Genomic DNA, 18,784 nt, shown 5'->3' on the forward strand with positions numbered 1-18,784 from the left:
TTCGTTAATCGGATGGTATCTGTTCGATTTATCCGTTTTACACCATGAACGGAAAGCGGGAGCATCGGCGGCATGCACCCCTCCAAAGCCAGCGCCGCAGCATCCGCATCCGTGTCCGCATCCGTTCCCAGCGCACCGCTGCCCGCCCCCACCCGCGAGCGCGACGGCCAGTGGCTGCTGGTTGCCGGTGGCGTGCTGCTGGGCACCATCGGTGTGTTTGTGGAAGAGGCGGGCCAGCACCCGCTGGTCACCGTATGGTTCCGCTGCGCCTTTGGCGCCATGGCGCTGCTGGCGTGGTGCCTGGCCACCGGTCGGGGGCGTGAGCTGGTACTGAACGGCCGTGCCCGCTGGGTGGCCTGCGCCTCGGGCGTGCTCATGGTGCTGAACTGGGCGCTGTTCTTCGCGGCCATCCCGCGCACCTCCATCGCCGTGGCCACGGTCATCTTTCACATCCAGCCCATCTGGGTCATTGTGTTCGGCGCGCTGTTTCTGCGTGCGGCCATCTCGCCCATCCAGTGGCTGACCACCCTGGCCGCGCTGGCAGGCCTGGTGCTGACCACCGGGCTGCTCGACGGCGCAGCCGCTGCCGCCGCAAGCAACAGCAGCCAAGGCTACCTGGCCGGTGTGCTGATGTGCCTGGGCGGCTCGCTCTGCTATGCGGGCGTCACGCTGCTCGCCAACACACAAAAGGCCATCAGCCCCTACGCCATGGCGCTGTGGCAGTGCCTGGTGGGCGCGGTTGCGCTGGCCTGGGCTCCATGGGCGCTGGGCTGGCCGCCGCTGGGCGCCGCCTGGGGCTGGCTGCTGGGCCTGGGCGTGTTGCACACCGGGCTGGCCTATGTAGTGCTGTTTGCGGGCATGGCGCGCCTGGGGCTGGGGCGCATTGCAGTGCTGCAGTTCGTGTACCCGCTCACCGCCGTGCTGGTGGACTGGGCCGTGTATGGCCGCACGCTCAGCCCCGTGCAGCTGGCAGGTGTGGGGCTGATGGCGGCTGCGCTGTGGACGCTGCGGCGGCCGGGCAAGGCCGCCGCCAGCGCCGGTTGATCTGCCCGGACTCCGTCACAGCGGCTGATGTGCCTGCGGCACGAACACCACCGTGTGCGCCTCGCACTCACCCTGGTCCGGTGGTTGCCACAGGTCGCTGGCCAGCTCAAAAATGTGAGGTGGCACCACCATGGAAAACGTCTCGCCCCTCTCGGTATTGCGCTGGTTCACGCGCGCACGGCGTAGCTCACGCGGGGCGTCCAGCACGTACACCGTCATGGCTTCGGCCCAATGCCCCATGCGGGTATAGAACGCATCCCGCTCCTGCTGCTGGATGAGGCCAATCTCCAGCACGACATCGGTGCCAGCGTGCAAAACGGCTTCGGCGGTTTTCCAGATCTGCGAGAGGCAGCGCTGAGTGCGCGCGATGTACCAGGCCATCACATCGGCGCTAGGCAGGTCCGGCCGGTCGGGCGAGAACAGCGTGGCCATCCAGTCGTCCAGGTTCAGCGGCACGGCGCTGTGCTGCTGTACCAATTGGCGGGCAAAGGTGGACTTGCCTGCGCCCACGGGGCCGATGACCAGATGAATGCGAGGGGCGGTGCGCGCAACGGCTGCGGTGGCTGTGTGGTTTGACGTGGTGTGCATGAGAAAGGGCTCCAGAAAAACAAAAAGCCCTCCCTGCAAGCAGAGAGAGCTTTCTATACGGCGGACGAAAAAAAGCCCTCGACGGTGGCGGAGGGCTTTGCGGTTCGCGCCGACCCAAAAGGTCAAACGCGATAAGGGCAGTGTAGGTGCCTGCTGCGGGCTGCGTCAACCCATTGGTCGTGCGGTGTGGCGAATGCCGAACTGCGCTCAGGGCGCCTTGCCCGCCGCCAGATGTTGCTGGAAAAAACCCACCACCTTCGCATTGAACCCCTGGTGAAACGCCACCCGGTCAAACCCCGGCGCGTCGCGGCAAATCTCGGGCGCCGCCTCGGCCAGCGCGGGCGGGCAGGGCGCCAGAAAGGCTAGTGCTCTGCGTTGGCGGCCACATGCCAGTCGGGTGCGCGGGGCAGGCCCTGGCGCAGCGTCTCCACGCTTGGCAGCGTCACACCACTGCCCCCCAGTGCCGAGGCCCACAGCTGCACCGGCACGCCGACCTGCCCCAGCCCCTTGGCATCGAACACGCTCAACGGGTCCACGATGACCGCCGCTTTGATGCGCGCGTCCGGCGCTGGTGTGGCGGGGATCTCATTGCGCCGTATATCGCCACACAGGGGCCGCATGGACAGTGGCGGGCACAGGTCTGGGCGCAGCGTCCAGTCTGGCTTGGCACCGATGGCCACCAGCCCCGTGTAGCCGCCGCGCGAATAGCCAAAAAAGCCCACCTTGCCCGCGTCCAGCTGCGCGCGATAGGGCCAGGCGCCCAGCATGTAGTCCGTCAGCCGCCGCATGTCCACCGGCCGCGTGGCAAAGGCCGACAGGTGGCCCTGGCGGCTCATGTCCTGAAAGTTGTCGCCGGGGTGGTTGATCGCGGCCACCACATAGCCCGCATCGGCCAGCGTGGCCGCCGTGTCGTGGTGCCCCAGGGCCGACCCACCCGCTCCGTGCGACACCACCACCAGCGGCAAGCCCTGGCCAGCCACGGCGCAGTCGCGCGTGCCTTGCAGCACCAGCGGCGCCAGGTCGATGCGGCCCGCTGGCGTGCTGCAGGGCGACCACACGGCGCCGCGCAGCGCGGGCCCGTCCTTGTCGGCAGGCACCTCGATGAAAGTGAAGCCCGCCGCCTGGGCCAAGGTGGCGGCGCCGCATAGCGCAGCGGCCGACAGCCAACGAATGCCTGGGCGCGAAGGGGAGAGCGCACGAAGGCCGAGGCGGCGCAGAGATGAAAAGGTCATGGCGATGTGCTGGCGCAGGTAGGGGACACGGGGGCAGTGCCCGCCGAGTGTGCCGCAGCTTAAGCACCTTGACCGCTCCAGGGCGCAGCCACAGCGAAGCAGCGCTGCAGCAAGCTACTGCCCAAACACCAGCGCCTGGTGCGCCCCCACACCCGCCAGCACGCCTTCGGCCGATGCCAGCGTGGCGTTGTGCCGCATCAGCGTCAGGTCGCCAGCGGCATACACGCCGGGCACCGTGGTCATCTTGTTGGCATCGGTGCGGAGGTAAGGGCCCATGGGGCCTTCGTCGAACGTGCAGCCCAGCTGCTCGGCCAGCGGGCTGGCAGGGCGGGTTGTGGCGGCCACATACAGCGCAGCCAGCGGCACCACGCGCGCGTCACCGCTGCCGGTGGCCTGCAGGCGCACGCCCTGCAGCGCCTGGCCCGGGCCTTCCAGCGCCGCGATGGATGCGGGCTCGATGGCAATGCCCAGCGCCTGCAGCCGTTCGCGCTCGGCGCTCTCCAGCGTGGTGTCGCCGTTCAGGAAGAGGGTGGTCGGCCCCCAGTCGGCAATCAACTGCGCGTGCATGGCCGAGCCTGCCGAGTGGTACAGCACGCCCAGCCGCTGGCCCGCAAACTCGTAGCCGTGGCAGTACGGGCAGTGCAGCACCGATGCGCCCCAGCGCTCACGCAGGCCTGCAATGTCGGGCAAACCGTCTTGCACGCCAAACGCCAGCACCAGCTTGTGGGCCTCCATGGTGGCGCCATCGTCCAGCGCCACTTCAAAACCGTTCTCCGGCGACCCCGCACTGTGCTGCGGCGTGGCAGACACGGCAGTGCCCTGCCGCAGCGTCACCGTGGGGTAGGCCGCCAGCTTGCGCCGCGCCTGCTCGATCATCGCCAGCGGCGCTTCGCCGTCCTGCCCAAAAAAGCCGTGCGACGCCGCCGCAAACCGGTTGCGCGGCTGGCCCGCGTCCACCACGCACACCCGCCGCCGGGCGCGCGCCAGCTGCATCGCGGCCGACAGGCCCGCAAAGCTGCCGCCCACCACGATCACGTCAAACGCCTGGGTGGTTGTTGTCATCACTGCTGCTGCCGTTGTCATGCTCAATCTCCTTGTGCCCGTGGCACCCGGCCACCATGCGTTCATGAAACTCGGCCGACAGCTGCGCCAGCGTCACCGCACCCAGCCGCGCCAGCAGCGCCTCTTCGGCCGCCTGGTAGGCGTCGGTCAGCGCACGGTTCACCGCTTGTTCGACGATGCAGCCGGGGCTCTCCACCCTGTTGCCCACCGCCAGCAGCGTGGGCGCGCCCAGCGCCTCGTAGATGTCGCGCAGCGTGATGTCCGTGAGCGGGCACGACAGCACCCACCCCCCGCCATGCCCCTTGGCCGACGAGACAAAACCCGCGTACCGCAGCCCCGCCATCAGGCGGCGCACCACCACCGGGTTGGTCTGCATGGCCTGCGCCATCGCCTCAGACGTGGCGGGCCCCTCCATCTCTGCCATATGCAGCAGCGCGTGGAGAACATTGGAAAGTCGGCTATCTCGTTTCATGCAACATTAAAAGTTGCGTGATGGTAGCATGGCGCTGCCAAACGTGCCTGTGGCGTCTGCTGCGTAGGTAGTTTGCTATTGAATAAATAGCTATCAAGGCAATATGGACAGGCGGTAGCGGCCAATTTGATGCCAAAAAATGCAAGGCCAACACCCCTGCCATCCCCAACGCCGCACCGGCGCCCCGCCACCGCCCGGCGCATCGGCCCAGCCCCACCCGGCAACACCGCCGGCCCGCCCACCAGCCACCACCCCATGACCCACCCCCACGCCCCATCCGCCTTCACCGATCCCGCCGCCGTCGCCCGCTACGCCGAAGGCCCCCGCCGCAACGTGCCCGGCTACGACAGCCTGCTGCGCATGTCGCGCATCCTGCTGGCCGAGCGCGTGCCCGCCCACGGCCGCGTGCTGGTGGTGGGTGCGGGCGGCGGGTAGGAGCCTGTCGGGCTTGGAGCGTCGATAGCGAAAATTGGCCCCAGCGAGGACAGTTTTTGCCGGATTTGCAGCCCCATAGCCTGGCTATGGGGCAAAAAGCCGGGGAAAAACGGACCGCTGCGGTCAATTTGCAGCCGACGATTTCAAGCCCGGCAGGCTCCGACAGCTGGAAGACATGGCGCTGGCACACCCCGGCTGGCGGTTTGACGGCGTGGACCCCAGCCAGCCCATGCTGGGCCTGGCGGCCCAGCGGTTGCAGAGCGCGGGGGTGCCCGGCGACCGCGTGGCGCTGCACCACGGCTATGTGCCGAGCGCACCTGCCGGGCCGTTTGATGGCGCGACGTGCCTGCTGACTTTTCACTTTGTGCCGCGTGAGGAGCGCATGCCCATGCTGGCGAAGATCCGGCGGCGGCTCAAGCCCGGCGCACCGCTGGTGGTGGCGCATCTGAGTGTGGCGGATGGTGCCGGCCCTGGCGGCGATGGCGGGGCAGGGGAGCGCGATCTGTGGCTGTCGCGCTATGCCGCGTTTCAGGTGGCGTCCGGCGTGCCGCCGGAGCATGCGGCCAGGGCGCGGGACAAGGTGGCTGCGGAATTGGCGGTGTTGACGCCGGGGGAGGATGAGGCGATTTTGAGCGAGGCGGGGTTTGGCGATGTACGGCTGTTTTACAAGGGGTTTGCGTTCAGGGGGTGGGTCGCTTGCGCGTGATCGGCATGAAATGCCGTACTCGGCCACTAGCAGTCGGTGGTGGCAGGTGAAAGCGGACGCTCAACGTTGGAGTTCAGCGGCTGTCGAAGGCAGTCTGCTGCAACGAAGGGTTAGGCCTGCGAGTTCTAGTCCCCGATGCTCTTGACGCCCGAAATCTTCGCCCGAATCTTGGCTAGGCGATCCGGGATGCCAAGAGCGTGGCGCTTCGCCGAGAGAAAAAGAGCATTCATGAAGTCGTAATCGGACCCACCCGCGTCTACATACCAAGTGTCCAATGTGTTTCCCGCAAGGTCACGCAGGGCGAAAGAAACGAAACCCTCATCAGTTCTTTCATCCGTTCCGGCCCAAAGCACAAACTTGTTGTCGTCAATCGTGATCTCCACACTGTGTTGATCAGACTTCCAGGTTGCTTTTCCGCTGTCCGTCAGCTTATAGAGATCGTTCAACAGATCGCGGTAGTCTTTTGGAATCATGGCACTGTACTCACGGTTGATACTAGGCGACTGGCGTTTGCTGCAAGTTGGGTGTGGAGTCTGGACGTGCGATGGATCAACGCCTCGCGTTCGTCAGCGGTCCAGCGATTCGCAACGGCGATCGACTCTAGACGTTCATGCAAACTGTCGACCTCCTCCCTTACCTTAGTCCACAGCGTTGTCTCCGACGCAGACTCTTTGGATGAAGGCTGGTATTTGGATACGGCATCTCTCAACTCGAAGGCTGCTGCTGCTGCTGCTGCAAGGTTTTTTGACTTGATTAAGTTCAGTAGATTACGCGAGCGACCGGCAATATCCTGCAGTGTAGACACCGCGTACATCTTGCGTACTCCATCTACGGCTTCTGCCGCAGAATCCCGTGCTGCCTCCGCCGCGGCTTTAGTCTTCCAGATCTGCCAGATCGCAATAGCGAAGCCCGCGATTGAAACCAGCAGCCCCAACACGCCAACGATGTCCATGCCGGAGAGGTTTGTCATACCTGGTTCGGATGCCTAACGCAATTTAGACCGCCAAACCTCCGGGATAAACTGGACAGTGCGGGATATCTGGACACTGATTTCTCCTGGAGGCCGCTTGCAGCATAGCGTTGCAAGCGACGAGCTGTTCAAACGTCCAGGTATAGAACTTCCATGAAACCCGGCACGCGCTAAGTCCAACTATAGCTTGCCGTAGGCAGACACCGGGATTTCCAGCAGCCGCGGCAGCAAGTCAAGGGCGGCTTCCAGGCCGCACTACTGAACGGCTGCTGTGGGCTCCAACCAGTCCCTCCGATCTGGGATGGAGTTGTAGTGTGACCTCCCCCCCGCAGCTCGAATCTCTCTGCATTTGTTGATTCTTCGAGCTTTTTTAGGTCGAAGTTCAGTCTTGCCCGGCCAAAGTAGACCGCATAGCATCCCTGTCAAGCACCCACCACCATGAGGTGCTGCACAAAAACATGACAGGAGACAAGCCTTGCCATCCACCCGCTGGAGTCACTGCGGCACTGAAGACCTGAGCGTCTTGCAGACCATCTTCTGGTCCGCAGGCGCGTCGCGCAATGCGCTGGCGCAGCGTCTGGCCTATTCCAAGAGCAAGGCCAACGCCATGGTGGCGGCGCTGCTGGATGAAGGCCTGCTCGACGAGGTGGGCCTGCAGGAATCCTCTGGCGGCCGGCGCGCCGAAACCCTGCGTTTGAGCGAAACCCTGGGCGTGGTGATTGGCGCCGACCTGGGCGCGACCAGCATGCAGATAGCGGTGATGCGGCCCGACATGACGGTGCTGGCGCGGCACCGCGAGCCCATTGATGTGCGCCAGGGGCCGGGCGTGATCCTGGCGCGGGTGCGGGGGCTGATGCGGGAGCTGCTGGCGCGCTGCGGGCTGGCCCCCAACCAAGTGATTGCCATCGGCATGGGCGTGCCGGGGCCGGTGGATTTTGAAAGCGGGCAGCTCGTCAACCCGCCGCTGATGCCCGACTGGGACGGCTTCTCGATCCGCGACTACCTGCGCGAGGCGTTTGCCGCGCCGGTGTTTGTGGACAACGACGTGAACCTGATGGCGCTGGGCGAGATGTACCGGCTGCAGCGCAATCTGCCCAACTTCCTCGTCATCAAGGTGGGCACGGGCATTGGCTGCGGCATCGTGTGCCACGGGCAGGTGTACCGGGGCGCCAACGGCTCGGCGGGCGATGTGGGCCACATCTGTGTGGACCAGCACGGGCCGCGCTGCCATTGCGGCAACCAGGGCTGTGTGGAGGCCATGGCCGCTGCACCCGCCATGGCGCGCATGGCTATCGAGGCCGCGCAGCGCGGCGATAGCGCGCTGCTGGCCGAGCGGCTGCAAAGCACGGGCACGCTGACGATTGAAGACGTGGCCCAGGCCAGCCGCACGGGCGATGTCGCGGCCAACGCCATCATCCAGCGCGCGGGCAGCCTGGTGGGGCAGATGCTGGCGTCCATCGTCAACTTCTTCAACCCGTCGCATGTGTTCATTGCGGGGCGGGTGACGGACATGGGGCCGCTGTTCCTCGCGTCGGTGCGGCAGAGCGTGTACCACCGCTCGCTGGCGTTGTCTACGCGGCACCTGGAGATTCAATACGCGCCGCTGGCCGACGATGCGGGTGTGGTGGGCGCGGGTGTGCTGGCGATGCAGGAGAGCCTGTCGCGCGCGGGCTCAGTGACGGGTGCAGGTGTTGGTGTGGGGGCTGTGCGATGAGCGTCGCCGTCGCCTTCCGCAACGTCACCAAGGAGTTTGGCCCCGTGCGGGTGCTGCATGGGGTGGATTTTGCGCTGCAGCCGGGCCGTGTGTACGGCCTGCTGGGCGAGAACGGCGCGGGCAAGTCCACGCTGATGAAGATTCTGGCGGGCTACGAGAGCCCGACCACCGGCGAGGTGGTGGTGGACGGCGCGGTGCGCGCCCCGGGTGGCGGTTCGCGCGCGGCCGAGGCGCAGGGCATTGTGCTGATCCACCAGGAGTTCAATCTGGCGGACGACCTGACGATTGCGCAGAACATCTTCTTGGGCCATGAGATCAAGCGCGGGCTCTTTCTGGATGACAAGGCGATGCGCGAGAAGACGCGCGAGGCGCTTGCGAAAGTCGGCCTACCGCTGGACCCGGACACGCGGGTGCGCAAGCTCATCGTGGCCGAAAAGCAGCTGGTGGAGATTGCCCGCGCGCTGGCCCGCAATGCGCGCCTGCTCATCATGGACGAGCCCACCGCCACGCTGACCCCCGGCGAAACGGAGCGCCTGTTTGCGCTGATGGCCGGGCTGAAGGCCGCAGGCGTGACCATCATCTACATATCGCACAAGCTCGACGAAGTGGAGCGCACCACCGACGAGGTGGTGGTGATGCGCGACGGCCTGCTGGTGGCGCGCGAGGCCACGGCCAGCGTGACGCGGCGGCAGATGGCCAACCTGATGGTGGGCCGCGAGCTGGCTGATCTGTTCCCGCCCAAGCTGCCTGCGCCGCAGGATGGCGCGCCGGCCATCAAGGTGCGCGGCCTCACAGTGCCGGGCTGGGCCGAGGACGTGAGCTTTGACGTGCGGCGCGGCGAGATTCTGGGCTTTGCCGGGCTGGTGGGCGCTGGGCGCACGGAGCTGTTTGAAGGCCTGCTGGGCCTGCGCCCGCGCACGGCGGGCACGGTGGAGATTGCAGGCCAACCCGTGCAACTGAAAAGCCCGCGCGATGCGGCGCGCCACGGCCTCACGTACCTGAGCGAAGACCGCAAGGGCAAGGGCTTGCATGTGCACTTTGGCCTGCGGCCCAACCTGACGCTGATGGCGCTGGAGCGCTACGCCAAGCCCTGGCTCGACTCGGCGGCCGAGCAGGCTGCGCTGCGCGATGCGGTGCAGGAGTTCGGCATCCGCACCGGGTCTCTGGACGTGCGCGCGTCGTCGCTGTCGGGCGGCAACCAGCAAAAGCTGGCGCTGGCCAAGGTGCTGCACCCCGGCCCCAACGTGGTGGTGCTCGACGAGCCCACGCGCGGCGTGGACGTGGGCGCCAAGCGCGAGATTTATCACCTGGTGCAGCGCCTGGCGGAGCAGGGGCTGGCGGTGATCGTGATTTCTTCCGAACTGATGGAGCTGATCGGCCTGTGCCACCGCGTGGCGGTGATGCGCGCCGGGCGGCTGCAGACCACGCTGCAAGCGCCGCATTTGACCGAAGAGGAGTTGATCGCCCATGCCACAGGCACCCGTTAACGTACCGGCCGAAAACGCCGCAGCCCCGCAGGCAGGCGGCAGCCGCCATGCCGCAGCCACTGCGGCGGGAGCCACCGGCGTCAGCGCCTGGTGGGGCAAGCTGCACGGCCTGGGCCCGGTCATCGGCCTGGTGCTGCTGTGCATTGCGGGCACGCTGCTCAACAGCAACTTCGCCACCTACGACAACGTGATGAACGTGCTCACACGCACGGCCTTCATCGGCATCATCGCGGTGGGCATGTGCTTCGTCATCATCTCGGGCGGCATCGACTTGTCGGTGGGGTCGATGGCGGCGCTGATCGCGGGCTCGGTCATCCTGTTCATGAACGCCATGGCGCCCGTGCTGGGCTCGCCCATGGCGGCCGTGGTGGTGGGCATGCTGCTGGCGGTGGTGCTGGGCGCGGTGTTCGGGCTGGTGCATGGCCTGCTCATCACCAAGGGGCGCATCGAGCCTTTCATCGTCACGCTGGGCACGCTGGGCATCTTCCGCGCGTACCTCACGTACTTCTCCAACGGCGGCGCGATCACGCTGGAGAACGATCTGTCGGACATCTACAGCCCGGTGTATTACGCCAACCTGCTGGGCGTGCCGATTCCGGTGTGGATCTTTCTGCTGGTGGCTGTTGTCGGCGGCGTGATCCTGAACCGCACGGCCTATGGCCGCTATGTGCAGGCCATCGGCTCCAACGAGCAGGTGGCGCAGTACGCGGCGGTGGACGTGCACAAGATCAAGATCCTTACGTACATGCTGCTGGGCGTATGCGTGGGCATTGCCACGCTGCTGTATGTGCCTCGCCTGGGCTCTGCATCGCCCACCACGGGTCTGCTGTGGGAGCTGGAGGCGATCGCCGCCGTCATCGTGGGCGGCACGGTCTTGAAGGGCGGGGCGGGCAGCATCACCGGCACGGTGGTGGGCGCGATCCTGCTGTCGGTCATCAGCAACATCCTCAACCTCACCAGCATCATCAGCGTGTATTTGAACGCGGCGGTGCAGGGCTTCGTGATCATTGCTGTGGCGTTCATGCAGCGCGGAAAGCGGTGATGGATCTTCGGTTTTCTCGGTAGGTCGTTTGACTTTCGTGTTCCCCAGCCGGCCAGCTTCCATGGCCATTTTCAGCAAAGCAACAGCAACAGGAGACAACGCATGAACAGCCAACTTTCTTCTTTCACCCGCCGCCTGGCCTTGTCGGCCGTGGGCGCCGCCGCCTTCGCATTGGCGGCCCCTGCCATGGCGCAGGCCAACAAGACGGTGGTGGGCGTGGCCATCCCCTCGGCCACGCACGGCTTCACGGGCGGCATCGTGTACTGGGCCAACCAGGCCAAGAAGGACCTGGAGAAGGCCCACCCCGGCCTGCAGGTGATCGTGAAGACGGCAGGCGGTGCGCCCGAGCAGGCCAACCAGCTGCAGGATCTGGTCACGGTGAACAAGATCAATGCGCTGGTCATCTTCCCCTTTGAATCTGCGGCGCTGACCAAGCCCGTGGCCCAGGTCAAGGCCAAGGGCGTGTACGTGACGGTGGTTGACCGGGGCCTGACCGACACCAGCGCGCAGGACGCGTATGTGGCGGGTGACAACACCGCGTTCGGCAAGATCCCGGCCGAGTACATCGCCAAGGCGCTGGGCGGAAAGGGCAACGTGGTGGCCATGCGCGGCATTGCAACCACGCTGGACAACGAGCGCATGGACGCGTTCAACAGCGTGCTGAAGAACCACCCCGGCATCAAGCTGCTGGACGCCAAATACGCCAACTGGAACCGCGACGATGCCTTCAAGGTGATGCAGGACTACCTGACCCGCTTCCCGCAGATCGACGCGGTGTGGGCCGCCGACGACGACATGGCCGTGGGCGTGCTCAAGGCCATCGAACAGGCCAAGCGCAAGGACATCAAGCTGGTGTTCGGCGGCGCGGGTGCCAAGGGCATGATCAAGACGCTGATGGACGGCAGCAACCCTCTCATCCAGGCCAACGTGTCGTACAGCCCCAAGTTCATCTACGACTCGATCAAGCTCACGGCCGAGGCGCGCATCAAGGGCGAGAAGCTGCCGGCCAACACCATCATTCCGTCGGTGCTGATCACCAAGGAAACGGCGAAGGACTTCTACTTCCCCGACTCGCCATTCTGATGGCGGAAACAGTAGCCTGATTTGCCTGATGGGGAACACCGCTCAGATGAGGACATCAGCCCGTGCACCCGCAGCGGCGCCGGGGATTGACTCCCTCTCCCCTCGCGGGAGAGGGTGGGGGAGAGGGGGCTGCACCCGCGCAGCGCCTGTTCCCCCCCCCTCTCCCCGGCCCTCTCCCACCAGGGGAGAGGGAGTGGGGAATCCTCTGAGATGTGTGCCAATTCAAGCCAAATTGGCCTCTGCCGCCTATCCATTAAGCGCTAGTAGCTATCAAAAATATAGCTTGTAGCCGCTGTGAACCTGCAACCCTCCGCCCCTTGGAGCCACCATGCCAAGACCCGTCACCCTCTTCACCGGCCAGTGGGCCGACCTGCCTTTGGCCGAACTCGCGCCGCTGGCCAAAAGCATGGGCTACGACGGCCTGGAGCTGGCCTGCTGGGGCGACCATTTCAACGTGCAGGAGGCGCTGTCGTCGCCCCAGTACGTCAAAGACAAACATGCACTGCTGGCCCAGCATGGCCTGCAGTGTTTTGCCATCGGCAACCACCTGGTGGGCCAGGCCGTGTGCGATTTGATCGACGAACGCCACCAGTCCATCCTGCCGCCGCATGTGTGGGGCAACGGTGAACCCGAGGGGGTGCGCCAGCGTGCAGCGGCCGAGTTGGCCGACACGGCGCGTGCTGCCGCGAAGTTCGGCGTGAAGACGGTGACGGGTTTTACGGGCTCATCGGTGTGGCATTCGATCTACGCCTTCCCGCCCACCACGCAGGCGTACTGGGACAAGGGGTTCGTGGACTTCGCGGACCGCTTCGGCCCCATCCTCGATGTGTTCGAGCAGCACGACATCAACTTTGCGCTGGAAGTGCACCCCACCGAGATCGCGTTCGACATCGCATCGGCCGAGCGCGCGATTGCGGCGGTGGGCGGCAACAAGCGCTTTGGCTTCAACTACGACCCGAGCCACCTGGCTTACCAGGGCGTGGACTACATCAAGTTCATCCGCCAGTTCGGCAATCGCATCTACAACGCCCACATGAAGGACGTGTGGTGGGGCAAGGGCGACGGCACGGTGGGCACGTTTGGCGGGCACACCAGCTTTGGCGATGCGCGGCGGAACTGGGACTTTCGCAGCGTGGGGCGCGGGATGATCGACTTTGAATCCATCATCGTCGCGCTGAACGACATCGGCTACCAGGGCCCGCTCTCGGTGGAATGGGAAGACAGCCGCATGGACCGCGTGCACGGCGCCACGGAGAGCGCGGCGTTCTGCAAGCGACTCGACTTCAAGCCCGCAGTCGGCGCGTTCGACGCCGTCTTTGCGCGCGACAAGCAGGCCTAGCCGCACCCCTGCATAAAACCGATAACAACAACACACAGCGAGCAAAGGCGTTTCGTATGTCCAGTCCCCAAAAGCTCCGCTACGCCATGGTCGGCGGCGGCCACGGCGCCTTCATCGGCGCGGTGCACCGCAAGGCGATGGCGCTCGACGGCCAGTTCGAGCTGGTGGCCGGCGCGCTCTCGTCATCGCCCGAGCGCGCCCGCGCATCTGGCGCCGAACTGGGCCTGGCCGACGACCGCAACCACGGCAGCTGGCAAGACCTGCTGGCCGACGAGCTGCGCCGCCCGGCGCATGAGCGCATCGACCTGGTGAGCATCGTCACGCCTAACCACATGCACCACCCGGTGGCGCTGGCGTTTGTGCAGGCGGGCTTTCATGTGGTGTGCGACAAGCCGCTGGTGCACACCAGCGCGCAGGCCGACGAACTGGTGGCGGCAGTGAAGAAGGCAGGCACCGTGTTCGGCGTGACCTACAACTACACCGGCTACCCCATGGTGCGCGAGGCGCGGCACCTTGTGCACAGCGGCGCGCTGGGCCCGCTGCGCAAGATCACCGTCGAATACAACCAGGGCTGGCTGGCCACGGCGGTGGAAGAGGGCGGCGCCAACAAGCAGGCCGACTGGCGGCTGGACCCGGCACGCAGCGGCAGCGCGGGCACGCTGGGCGACATCGGGTCGCACGCCGAGAATCTGGCCGCCACTGTCACCGGCCAGCACCCCGCCTGGGTGTGCGCCGACCTCACGACGTTTGGCGCCGGGCGCAGGCTGGACGACGACGCCCAGCTGCTGCTGCGCTACGACAGCGGCGCACGCGGCTTTATCGTGGCATCGCAAGTGGCGGCGGGGCTGGAGAACGACCTGCGCCTGCAGGTGTCGGGCACGCTGGGCACCATCACCTGGCGGCAGGAAGAACCCAACCAGCTCGTCCATTCCCCTGTGGACGGCCCGCGCCGCATTCTCACGCGCGGCTCACCCTGGCTCAGCCCGGCGGCGCTGCGCGCCGGGCGCATTCCTGCGGGCCACCCCGAGGCCTTCATCGAAGCCTTTGCCAACGTCTACCTGGGCGTGGCCGCCGACATCCGCGCGCGGCAGGCAGGCACGGCGCCCGACCCGCTGCACGCCGACTACCCGCGCGTGGAAGACGGCGCACGCGGCGTGCGTTTTATCGAGCGGGTGGTGGGGTCTGCGGCCAGTGCGCAGAAGTGGACGGCGCTGGGGTGACCTGGCCCCAAGCGACCAGGGCTCAGGGGTAGCCGTCGGCCAGCTGAAACCGCTGGTCAAAGTTCATCTTGCCCAGCAGGCGCAGCGCCGCGTTGCGGGTGGTGTTGTCCACCTTGCTGATGTCCAGGCTGTAGCGTTTGGCGGTGGACACCACATCCACACATTTGTGCCCCCATTGCACTGCCACGAGCAGGGCGGGGCGCTGGCCTGCCTCGGCGCCTACCGAGACGCCGCGCTGTTCGGGGCGCAGCATGAATTCGAGGTGGGGGGTGCGCACCAGCGTCAGGCGGTCGGTGCCCCGGGGGCCCAGCGCGAACGAGACGACCCAGTCGTCTTCATCTTCCACCATCACAAACGGAACATGCTGGGGTGCGGCCATGGGTGCTGGGCGTTGGGATTGAAGGGCGGGCGGGTGGGCCGCCTGGCGTTGCGCTGCCCGGGGTGCGGGCGGGCGTCAGTATGCCGCTGCAAGCGCCGTGCCTGGGGCGGGAGAACCCGAGGTTGGGCCTTTCCAACGCGGGGCTTGGGTGTCAGCCTGGTGCAAGGCTGGCCCAGTGAGCGGCGATGCCGTGCGTGGGTGGGGCAGACAAGGCTGGATGGTGGCCTAAGGCGGAAAATGTTTGGCAAAAAATTGGCTTTTGCGCGCGACCAGTATGCCTTTTTAGCTATTGTTTTGATAGTTTTTGGGTGAGGGCTGGTGCTCTGCCGCGCCCATGGCCGCTCCCGTGGCCAATCCGGTCGCCAGCTGGCCCACGGTGGCCAGCGCGGCCTCCAGCCGGTGGTGGGCGGGGTGGCCGTAGTTGATGCGCACGCAGTGCGCAAACCGCTGGTCGGCCGAGAAGATTTGCCCCGGCGCCAGGCTGATGCCCCGCTGCAGTGCGAGGCGGTGCAGATCCAGCGCGTTGACCGCAGGCGGCAGCTCCACCCACAAGAAGTACCCGCCCTCGGGCCGCGACACGCGTGTGCCGCGCGGGAAGTGCAGGGCCACCGCTGCCAGCGCAATCGCCTGTTGTTGTTCCAGGCTGCGGCGCAGGGCGCGCAGGTGCCTGTCGTACCCGCCCTGGGCCAGGTATTCGGACAGCGCCTGCTGCGACGGCGTGGCGGCCGAGAGCGTGGTCATCAGCTTGAGGCGCTGCACCGCCGTGGCAAAGCGGCCCGCCGCCACCCAGCCCACGCGGTAGCCGGGCGCCAGGCTTTTGCTGAACGAGCTGCAGTGCATCACCAGCCCTTCGCCATCAAACGCCTTGGCAGGCGGCGGGCGCTGGGGTCCAAAGTGCAGCTCGCCATACACGTCGTCTTCGATCAGCGGAACGCCGTGGCGGGCGAGCAGGGCGACGAGTTCGCGTTTTTTGCCCTCGGGCATCAAGCTGCCCAGCGGGTTCTGAAAGCTGGGCATGAGCCAGCAGGCCTTGATGGGCTGGTGGAGTGGCTGGCGCTGCAGCGCCTCGGCCAGCGCGGCCAGGTCGATGCCGTCGCGCGGGTGGGTGGCGATTTCCAGCGCCTGCAGGTTCAGCCGCTCCAGCGCCTGCAGCGCGGCGTAGAAGGTGGGGGACTCGACTACCACCACATCACCGGGCTGGGTGACGGCCTCCAGGCAGAGGTTGAGCGCCTCCATCGCGCCGTTGGTGATGATGATTTCTTCCACATCCACCGCTGTGCCGTGCACGCCGTAGCGCAGCGCGATCTGCTGGCGCAGGCGTTCGTCGCCGGGCGGCAGGCTTTGCACGATGTTCCACGGATCGAGCTTGCGCATGCCGCTGGCAAGGCACCGCGCCAGGCGGTCCAGCGGAAACAGCTCCAGCCCCGGGAAGGCCGAGCCCAGCGGTACCAGGTCGCGGTCGCGCGCCAGGCCCAGTACCTCAAACACCAGGTCGCTGATCGCCACGCCGGTGGAGGTGGCGGCGGGCTGCGAGGGCAGGGGCTCGGCCGGGCGGGCCTCGGCCGTGCCGGGCAGCCGGGCGCTGACGTAGTAGCCCGAGCGGGGGCGCGCGTGGATCAGGCCCTGGGCCTCCAGCAGGTAATACGCCTCAAACACGGTGGACGGGCTGATGCCGCGCGTGCGGCTGGCCTCGCGCACCGAGGGCACGCGGTCGCCGGGGCGCAGGGCGCCGCTGTGGATGAGCTGGGCGATGGCGTCGGCGTGGCGTTCGTAGCGTTTCATGGGCGAAAAACCGGGTGCGGGCGTTGATGCAGGGCAAACTGATCTGTATTTTTAACCTGAAACTGAATCTGTACTGTTTTTGGGTGAGCGCTTAGAGTGGCGGTGGAATCTCTTCGTGCTCTCCTCGTGCTCTGTTTGCCGCCACATCCCCATGATTGATCGCTTGCGCCACCTGCTGCGTCCCCTTGCCGTTGTGTTCTTTCTGTCTGCGGGCCTGGCTGCCGGGGTGGCGGCCCAGCAGCCCGCCCCTGCCACTGCGGCACCCGCCGCCGCCATGGCGCCGCGCGTGCTGGCCTGCACGGTGTGCCACGGCAAGGAGGGCCGGGCCACGCCAGACGGCTACTTCCCCCGCATTGCGGGCAAGCCGGCGGGCTATCTGGCCAACCAGCTGCTCAACTTCCGCGACGGGCGGCGCAGCTACCCGCAGATGACTTACCTCATTGAGCACCTGACCGATGACTACCTGCGCGAGATGGCCGAGCACTTTGGCGCGCTGGACCTGCCTTACCCGCCGCCGCCTGCACCCCAAGCGCCCGCCGCTGTGCTGGAGCAGGGCCGCCAGCTGGTGCAGCAGGGCGATGCGGCCCGCAACATCCCCGCCTGCGTGGCCTGCCACGGCGTGGCCATGACGGGCGTGGCGCCGTCCGTCCCGGGTCTGCTGGGCCTGCCGCGCGACTACCTCAACAGCCAGCTGGGCGCCTGGAAGACCGGCCAGCGCCGCGCACACGCCCCGGATTGCATGGCCGACATTGCGCGCCGGCTCACGCCCGACGAGGTGAGCGCCGTGTCTGCCTGGCTGGCTGCCCAGCCCGTGGCGGCGGGCGGCAAACCCGCGCGCACCCTGCCGGCCGCCATGCCCGCCCGGTGCGGGGGCGTGGCCGATGTGCCGGTGGCTGGCCGCTGAGGAGGCACAACGATGAAACGCATCCTCTGGACGATCTCTTCCACACTCGCGGCCGTGGGCATTGCCGCCGCTGTGGTGGTTACCTTGAACCTGCAGGGCGAAGCGCCGCTGCCCGCCACCGAAACCCTGCAATCCACGCCCGCGCTGGTGCAGCGTGGCGAATACCTGGCCCGCGTGGGCAACTGCATGGCCTGCCACACCACGCAGGGCGGGGCGCCGTTTGCGGGCGGGCGCGGCATCGAGACGCCGTTTGGCGTGGTGCACAGCTCCAACCTCACGCCCGACAAGGCGCACGGCATTGGCAGCTGGACGTCCGCCGAGTTCTGGCGCGCCATGCACCATGGCCGCAGCAAGGATGGACGGCTGCTGTATCCCGCCTTTCCGTACCCCAACTACACGCAGGTGACGCGGGAGGATTCGGACGCCATCTTTGCCTACCTGCAAAGCCAACCCGCCGTGGCCGAGCCCAACCGGGCCCACGCGTTGCGGTTCCCGTACAGCACGCAGGCTGCGCTGGGCGTGTGGCGGGCGCTGTTCTTCGCACCGGGGGCGCCGCAGCCTGAAGCCAAGCAAACCGCGGAGTACAACCGGGGCGCTTACCTGGTCAACGGCCTGGGCCACTGCACCGCCTGCCACACGCCGCGCAATGCGCTGGGCGCCACGTCGGACGCCAAGGCCTTCACGGGCGGGCTGATCCCGGTGCAAAACTGGTATGCCCCCGCGCTGAATGCGGCGCACGAGGCGGGCGTCAAAGAATGGAAAACCGACGATGTGGTGGCCTTGCTGAAAACCGGCGTGGCCCCGCAAGGCTCGGTGCTGGGGCCCATGGCCGAGGTGGTGTTCCGCAGCACGCAATATTTGAGCGACGCCGATGCGCGCGCCATGGCGGTGTATCTGCAGGCCCTGCCGCAACAGGAGCGCAAGGCCCCTGCCACCGTGACTGCACCCCCGGCCAGCGCCATGGCCAGTGTGATCGCGCGCGGCGGCAAGGTGTACGAACAGCAGTGCGCCCAGTGCCATGGCGACCAGGGCCAGGGCGAGCCGGGCGCCTTCCCGCCGCTGGCAGGCAACCGCGCCGTCATGATGGCCGACCCCACCAACCTGGTGCGCGTAGTGCTGCAAGGTGGCTACCTGCCCGCCACCCAAGGCAACCCGCGCCCGCATGGCATGCCGCCGTTCCAGCAGTTTCTGTCTGACGAAGATGTGGCGGCCGTGACCACCTTTGTGCGCAACAGCTGGGGCAACCGGGCGCCGGGTGTGGGTACCATCGAGGTTTACCGCGCCCGCGAACGGCGCGGCTTGTAGCGCGGGGTCCGGTGTAGCTG

19 protein-coding genes are annotated in these 18,784 nt (G+C 66.8%); 11 read left to right on the forward strand and 8 right to left on the reverse strand.

Annotated elements, in window-relative coordinates:
• The first annotated feature begins 72 nt into the window (after positions 1-72).
• Positions 73-1,044, forward strand: a complete 972-nt coding sequence (locus AvAM_RS06920) for a DMT family transporter (protein WP_137746390.1) — start codon at positions 73-75, stop codon at positions 1,042-1,044.
• A 15-nt stretch (positions 1,045-1,059) separates the two neighbouring features.
• Here the strand turns inward: AvAM_RS06920 and AvAM_RS06925 are convergent, their stop codons facing one another.
• The 4 genes from AvAM_RS06925 to AvAM_RS06940 all read right to left on the reverse strand — a co-directional run bounded on the left by AvAM_RS06925 (position 1,060) and on the right by AvAM_RS06940 (position 4,398).
• On the reverse strand, positions 1,060-1,632 hold the full coding sequence (locus AvAM_RS06925) for an ATP-binding protein (protein WP_171012152.1): 573 nt from the start codon (positions 1,630-1,632) through the stop codon (positions 1,060-1,062).
• Positions 1,633-1,994: 362 nt separating this feature from the next.
• Positions 1,995-2,864: an alpha/beta hydrolase family protein gene (locus AvAM_RS06930; protein ID WP_375708140.1), complete on the reverse strand. Its 870-nt coding sequence runs from the start codon at positions 2,862-2,864 to the stop codon at positions 1,995-1,997.
• 114 nt (positions 2,865-2,978) lie between these two features.
• Positions 2,979-3,926, reverse strand: coding sequence for an NAD(P)/FAD-dependent oxidoreductase (locus AvAM_RS06935; protein WP_137746392.1), 948 nt, complete (start codon positions 3,924-3,926; stop codon positions 2,979-2,981).
• The gene (locus tag AvAM_RS06940) at positions 3,901-4,398 is read right to left on the reverse strand and encodes an Rrf2 family transcriptional regulator (RefSeq protein ID WP_137746393.1); all 498 of its coding nucleotides are present in this window, start codon (positions 4,396-4,398) and stop codon (positions 3,901-3,903) included. Before AvAM_RS06940 ends, AvAM_RS06935 begins: the two co-directional genes overlap by 26 nt.
• Positions 4,399-4,653: 255 nt before the next feature.
• Between AvAM_RS06940 and AvAM_RS06945 the strand changes: the two genes are divergently transcribed.
• Both AvAM_RS06945 and AvAM_RS06950 read left to right on the forward strand, forming a co-directional pair.
• The gene (locus AvAM_RS06945) at positions 4,654-4,833 is read left to right on the forward strand and encodes a hypothetical protein (RefSeq protein ID WP_212742261.1); all 180 of its coding nucleotides are present in this window, start codon (positions 4,654-4,656) and stop codon (positions 4,831-4,833) included.
• A 175-nt stretch (positions 4,834-5,008) separates the two neighbouring features.
• The gene (locus tag AvAM_RS06950; RefSeq protein ID WP_137746394.1) at positions 5,009-5,539 is read left to right on the forward strand and encodes a class I SAM-dependent methyltransferase; all 531 of its coding nucleotides are present in this window, start codon (positions 5,009-5,011) and stop codon (positions 5,537-5,539) included.
• A 125-nt stretch (positions 5,540-5,664) separates the two neighbouring features.
• Here the strand turns inward: AvAM_RS06950 and AvAM_RS06955 are convergent, their stop codons facing one another.
• Positions 5,665-6,012, reverse strand: a complete 348-nt coding sequence (locus tag AvAM_RS06955; protein WP_137746395.1) for a hypothetical protein — start codon at positions 6,010-6,012, stop codon at positions 5,665-5,667.
• Entirely contained in the window at positions 6,009-6,509 is a 501-nt protein-coding gene (locus AvAM_RS06960) for a hypothetical protein (protein ID WP_137746396.1), read from the reverse strand. The genes AvAM_RS06955 and AvAM_RS06960 overlap by 4 nt, the downstream gene beginning before the upstream one ends.
• A gap of 475 nt (positions 6,510-6,984) precedes the next feature.
• On the opposite strand from AvAM_RS06960, the gene AvAM_RS06965 reads away from it, so the two are divergent.
• The 6 genes from AvAM_RS06965 (at position 6,985) to AvAM_RS06990 (ending at position 14,394) form a co-directional block, all read left to right on the forward strand.
• Positions 6,985-8,223 (forward strand): ROK family transcriptional regulator, encoded by a 1,239-nt coding sequence (locus tag AvAM_RS06965; RefSeq protein WP_375708141.1) that lies wholly within the window; start codon positions 6,985-6,987, stop codon positions 8,221-8,223.
• Positions 8,220-9,710 carry a sugar ABC transporter ATP-binding protein gene (locus AvAM_RS06970; RefSeq protein ID WP_137746397.1) on the forward strand — a complete coding sequence of 497 codons (1,491 nt, stop codon included), beginning with the start codon at positions 8,220-8,222 and terminating at the stop codon, positions 9,708-9,710. The genes AvAM_RS06965 and AvAM_RS06970 overlap by 4 nt, the downstream gene beginning before the upstream one ends.
• Positions 9,691-10,752, forward strand: coding sequence for an ABC transporter permease (locus tag AvAM_RS06975; protein ID WP_171012153.1), 1,062 nt, complete (start codon positions 9,691-9,693; stop codon positions 10,750-10,752). The genes AvAM_RS06970 and AvAM_RS06975 overlap by 20 nt, the downstream gene beginning before the upstream one ends.
• A gap of 102 nt (positions 10,753-10,854) precedes the next feature.
• Positions 10,855-11,835, forward strand: coding sequence for a substrate-binding domain-containing protein (locus tag AvAM_RS06980; RefSeq protein WP_121419798.1), 981 nt, complete (start codon positions 10,855-10,857; stop codon positions 11,833-11,835).
• A 328-nt stretch (positions 11,836-12,163) separates the two neighbouring features.
• Entirely contained in the window at positions 12,164-13,174 is a 1,011-nt protein-coding gene (locus AvAM_RS06985; RefSeq protein ID WP_137746398.1) for a sugar phosphate isomerase/epimerase, read from the forward strand.
• Positions 13,175-13,230: 56 nt separating this feature from the next.
• Positions 13,231-14,394 (forward strand): Gfo/Idh/MocA family protein, encoded by a 1,164-nt coding sequence (locus AvAM_RS06990; protein ID WP_137746399.1) that lies wholly within the window; start codon positions 13,231-13,233, stop codon positions 14,392-14,394.
• A gap of 22 nt (positions 14,395-14,416) precedes the next feature.
• Here the strand turns inward: AvAM_RS06990 and AvAM_RS06995 are convergent, their stop codons facing one another.
• Positions 14,417-14,773: a hypothetical protein gene (locus AvAM_RS06995; RefSeq protein WP_137746400.1), complete on the reverse strand. Its 357-nt coding sequence runs from the start codon at positions 14,771-14,773 to the stop codon at positions 14,417-14,419.
• Positions 14,774-15,055: 282 nt separating this feature from the next.
• The gene (locus AvAM_RS07000; RefSeq protein ID WP_137746401.1) at positions 15,056-16,555 is read right to left on the reverse strand and encodes a PLP-dependent aminotransferase family protein; all 1,500 of its coding nucleotides are present in this window, start codon (positions 16,553-16,555) and stop codon (positions 15,056-15,058) included.
• A gap of 151 nt (positions 16,556-16,706) precedes the next feature.
• Here AvAM_RS07000 and AvAM_RS07005 point away from each other — a divergent pair, with 151 nt between their 5' ends.
• Together AvAM_RS07005 and AvAM_RS07010 are read left to right on the forward strand one after the other, a co-directional pair.
• A complete protein-coding gene (locus AvAM_RS07005; protein WP_137746402.1) occupies positions 16,707-17,459 on the forward strand; it encodes a c-type cytochrome in 753 nt (250 codons plus the stop codon).
• Positions 17,460-17,471: 12 nt separating this feature from the next.
• Positions 17,472-18,764 (forward strand): cytochrome c, encoded by a 1,293-nt coding sequence (locus AvAM_RS07010; RefSeq protein WP_137746403.1) that lies wholly within the window; start codon positions 17,472-17,474, stop codon positions 18,762-18,764.
• Positions 18,765-18,784 lie beyond the last annotated feature (20 nt).

The organism is Acidovorax sp. NB1, assembly GCF_005405905.1.
Taxonomy (GTDB): domain Bacteria; phylum Pseudomonadota; class Gammaproteobacteria; order Burkholderiales; family Burkholderiaceae_C; genus Acidovorax.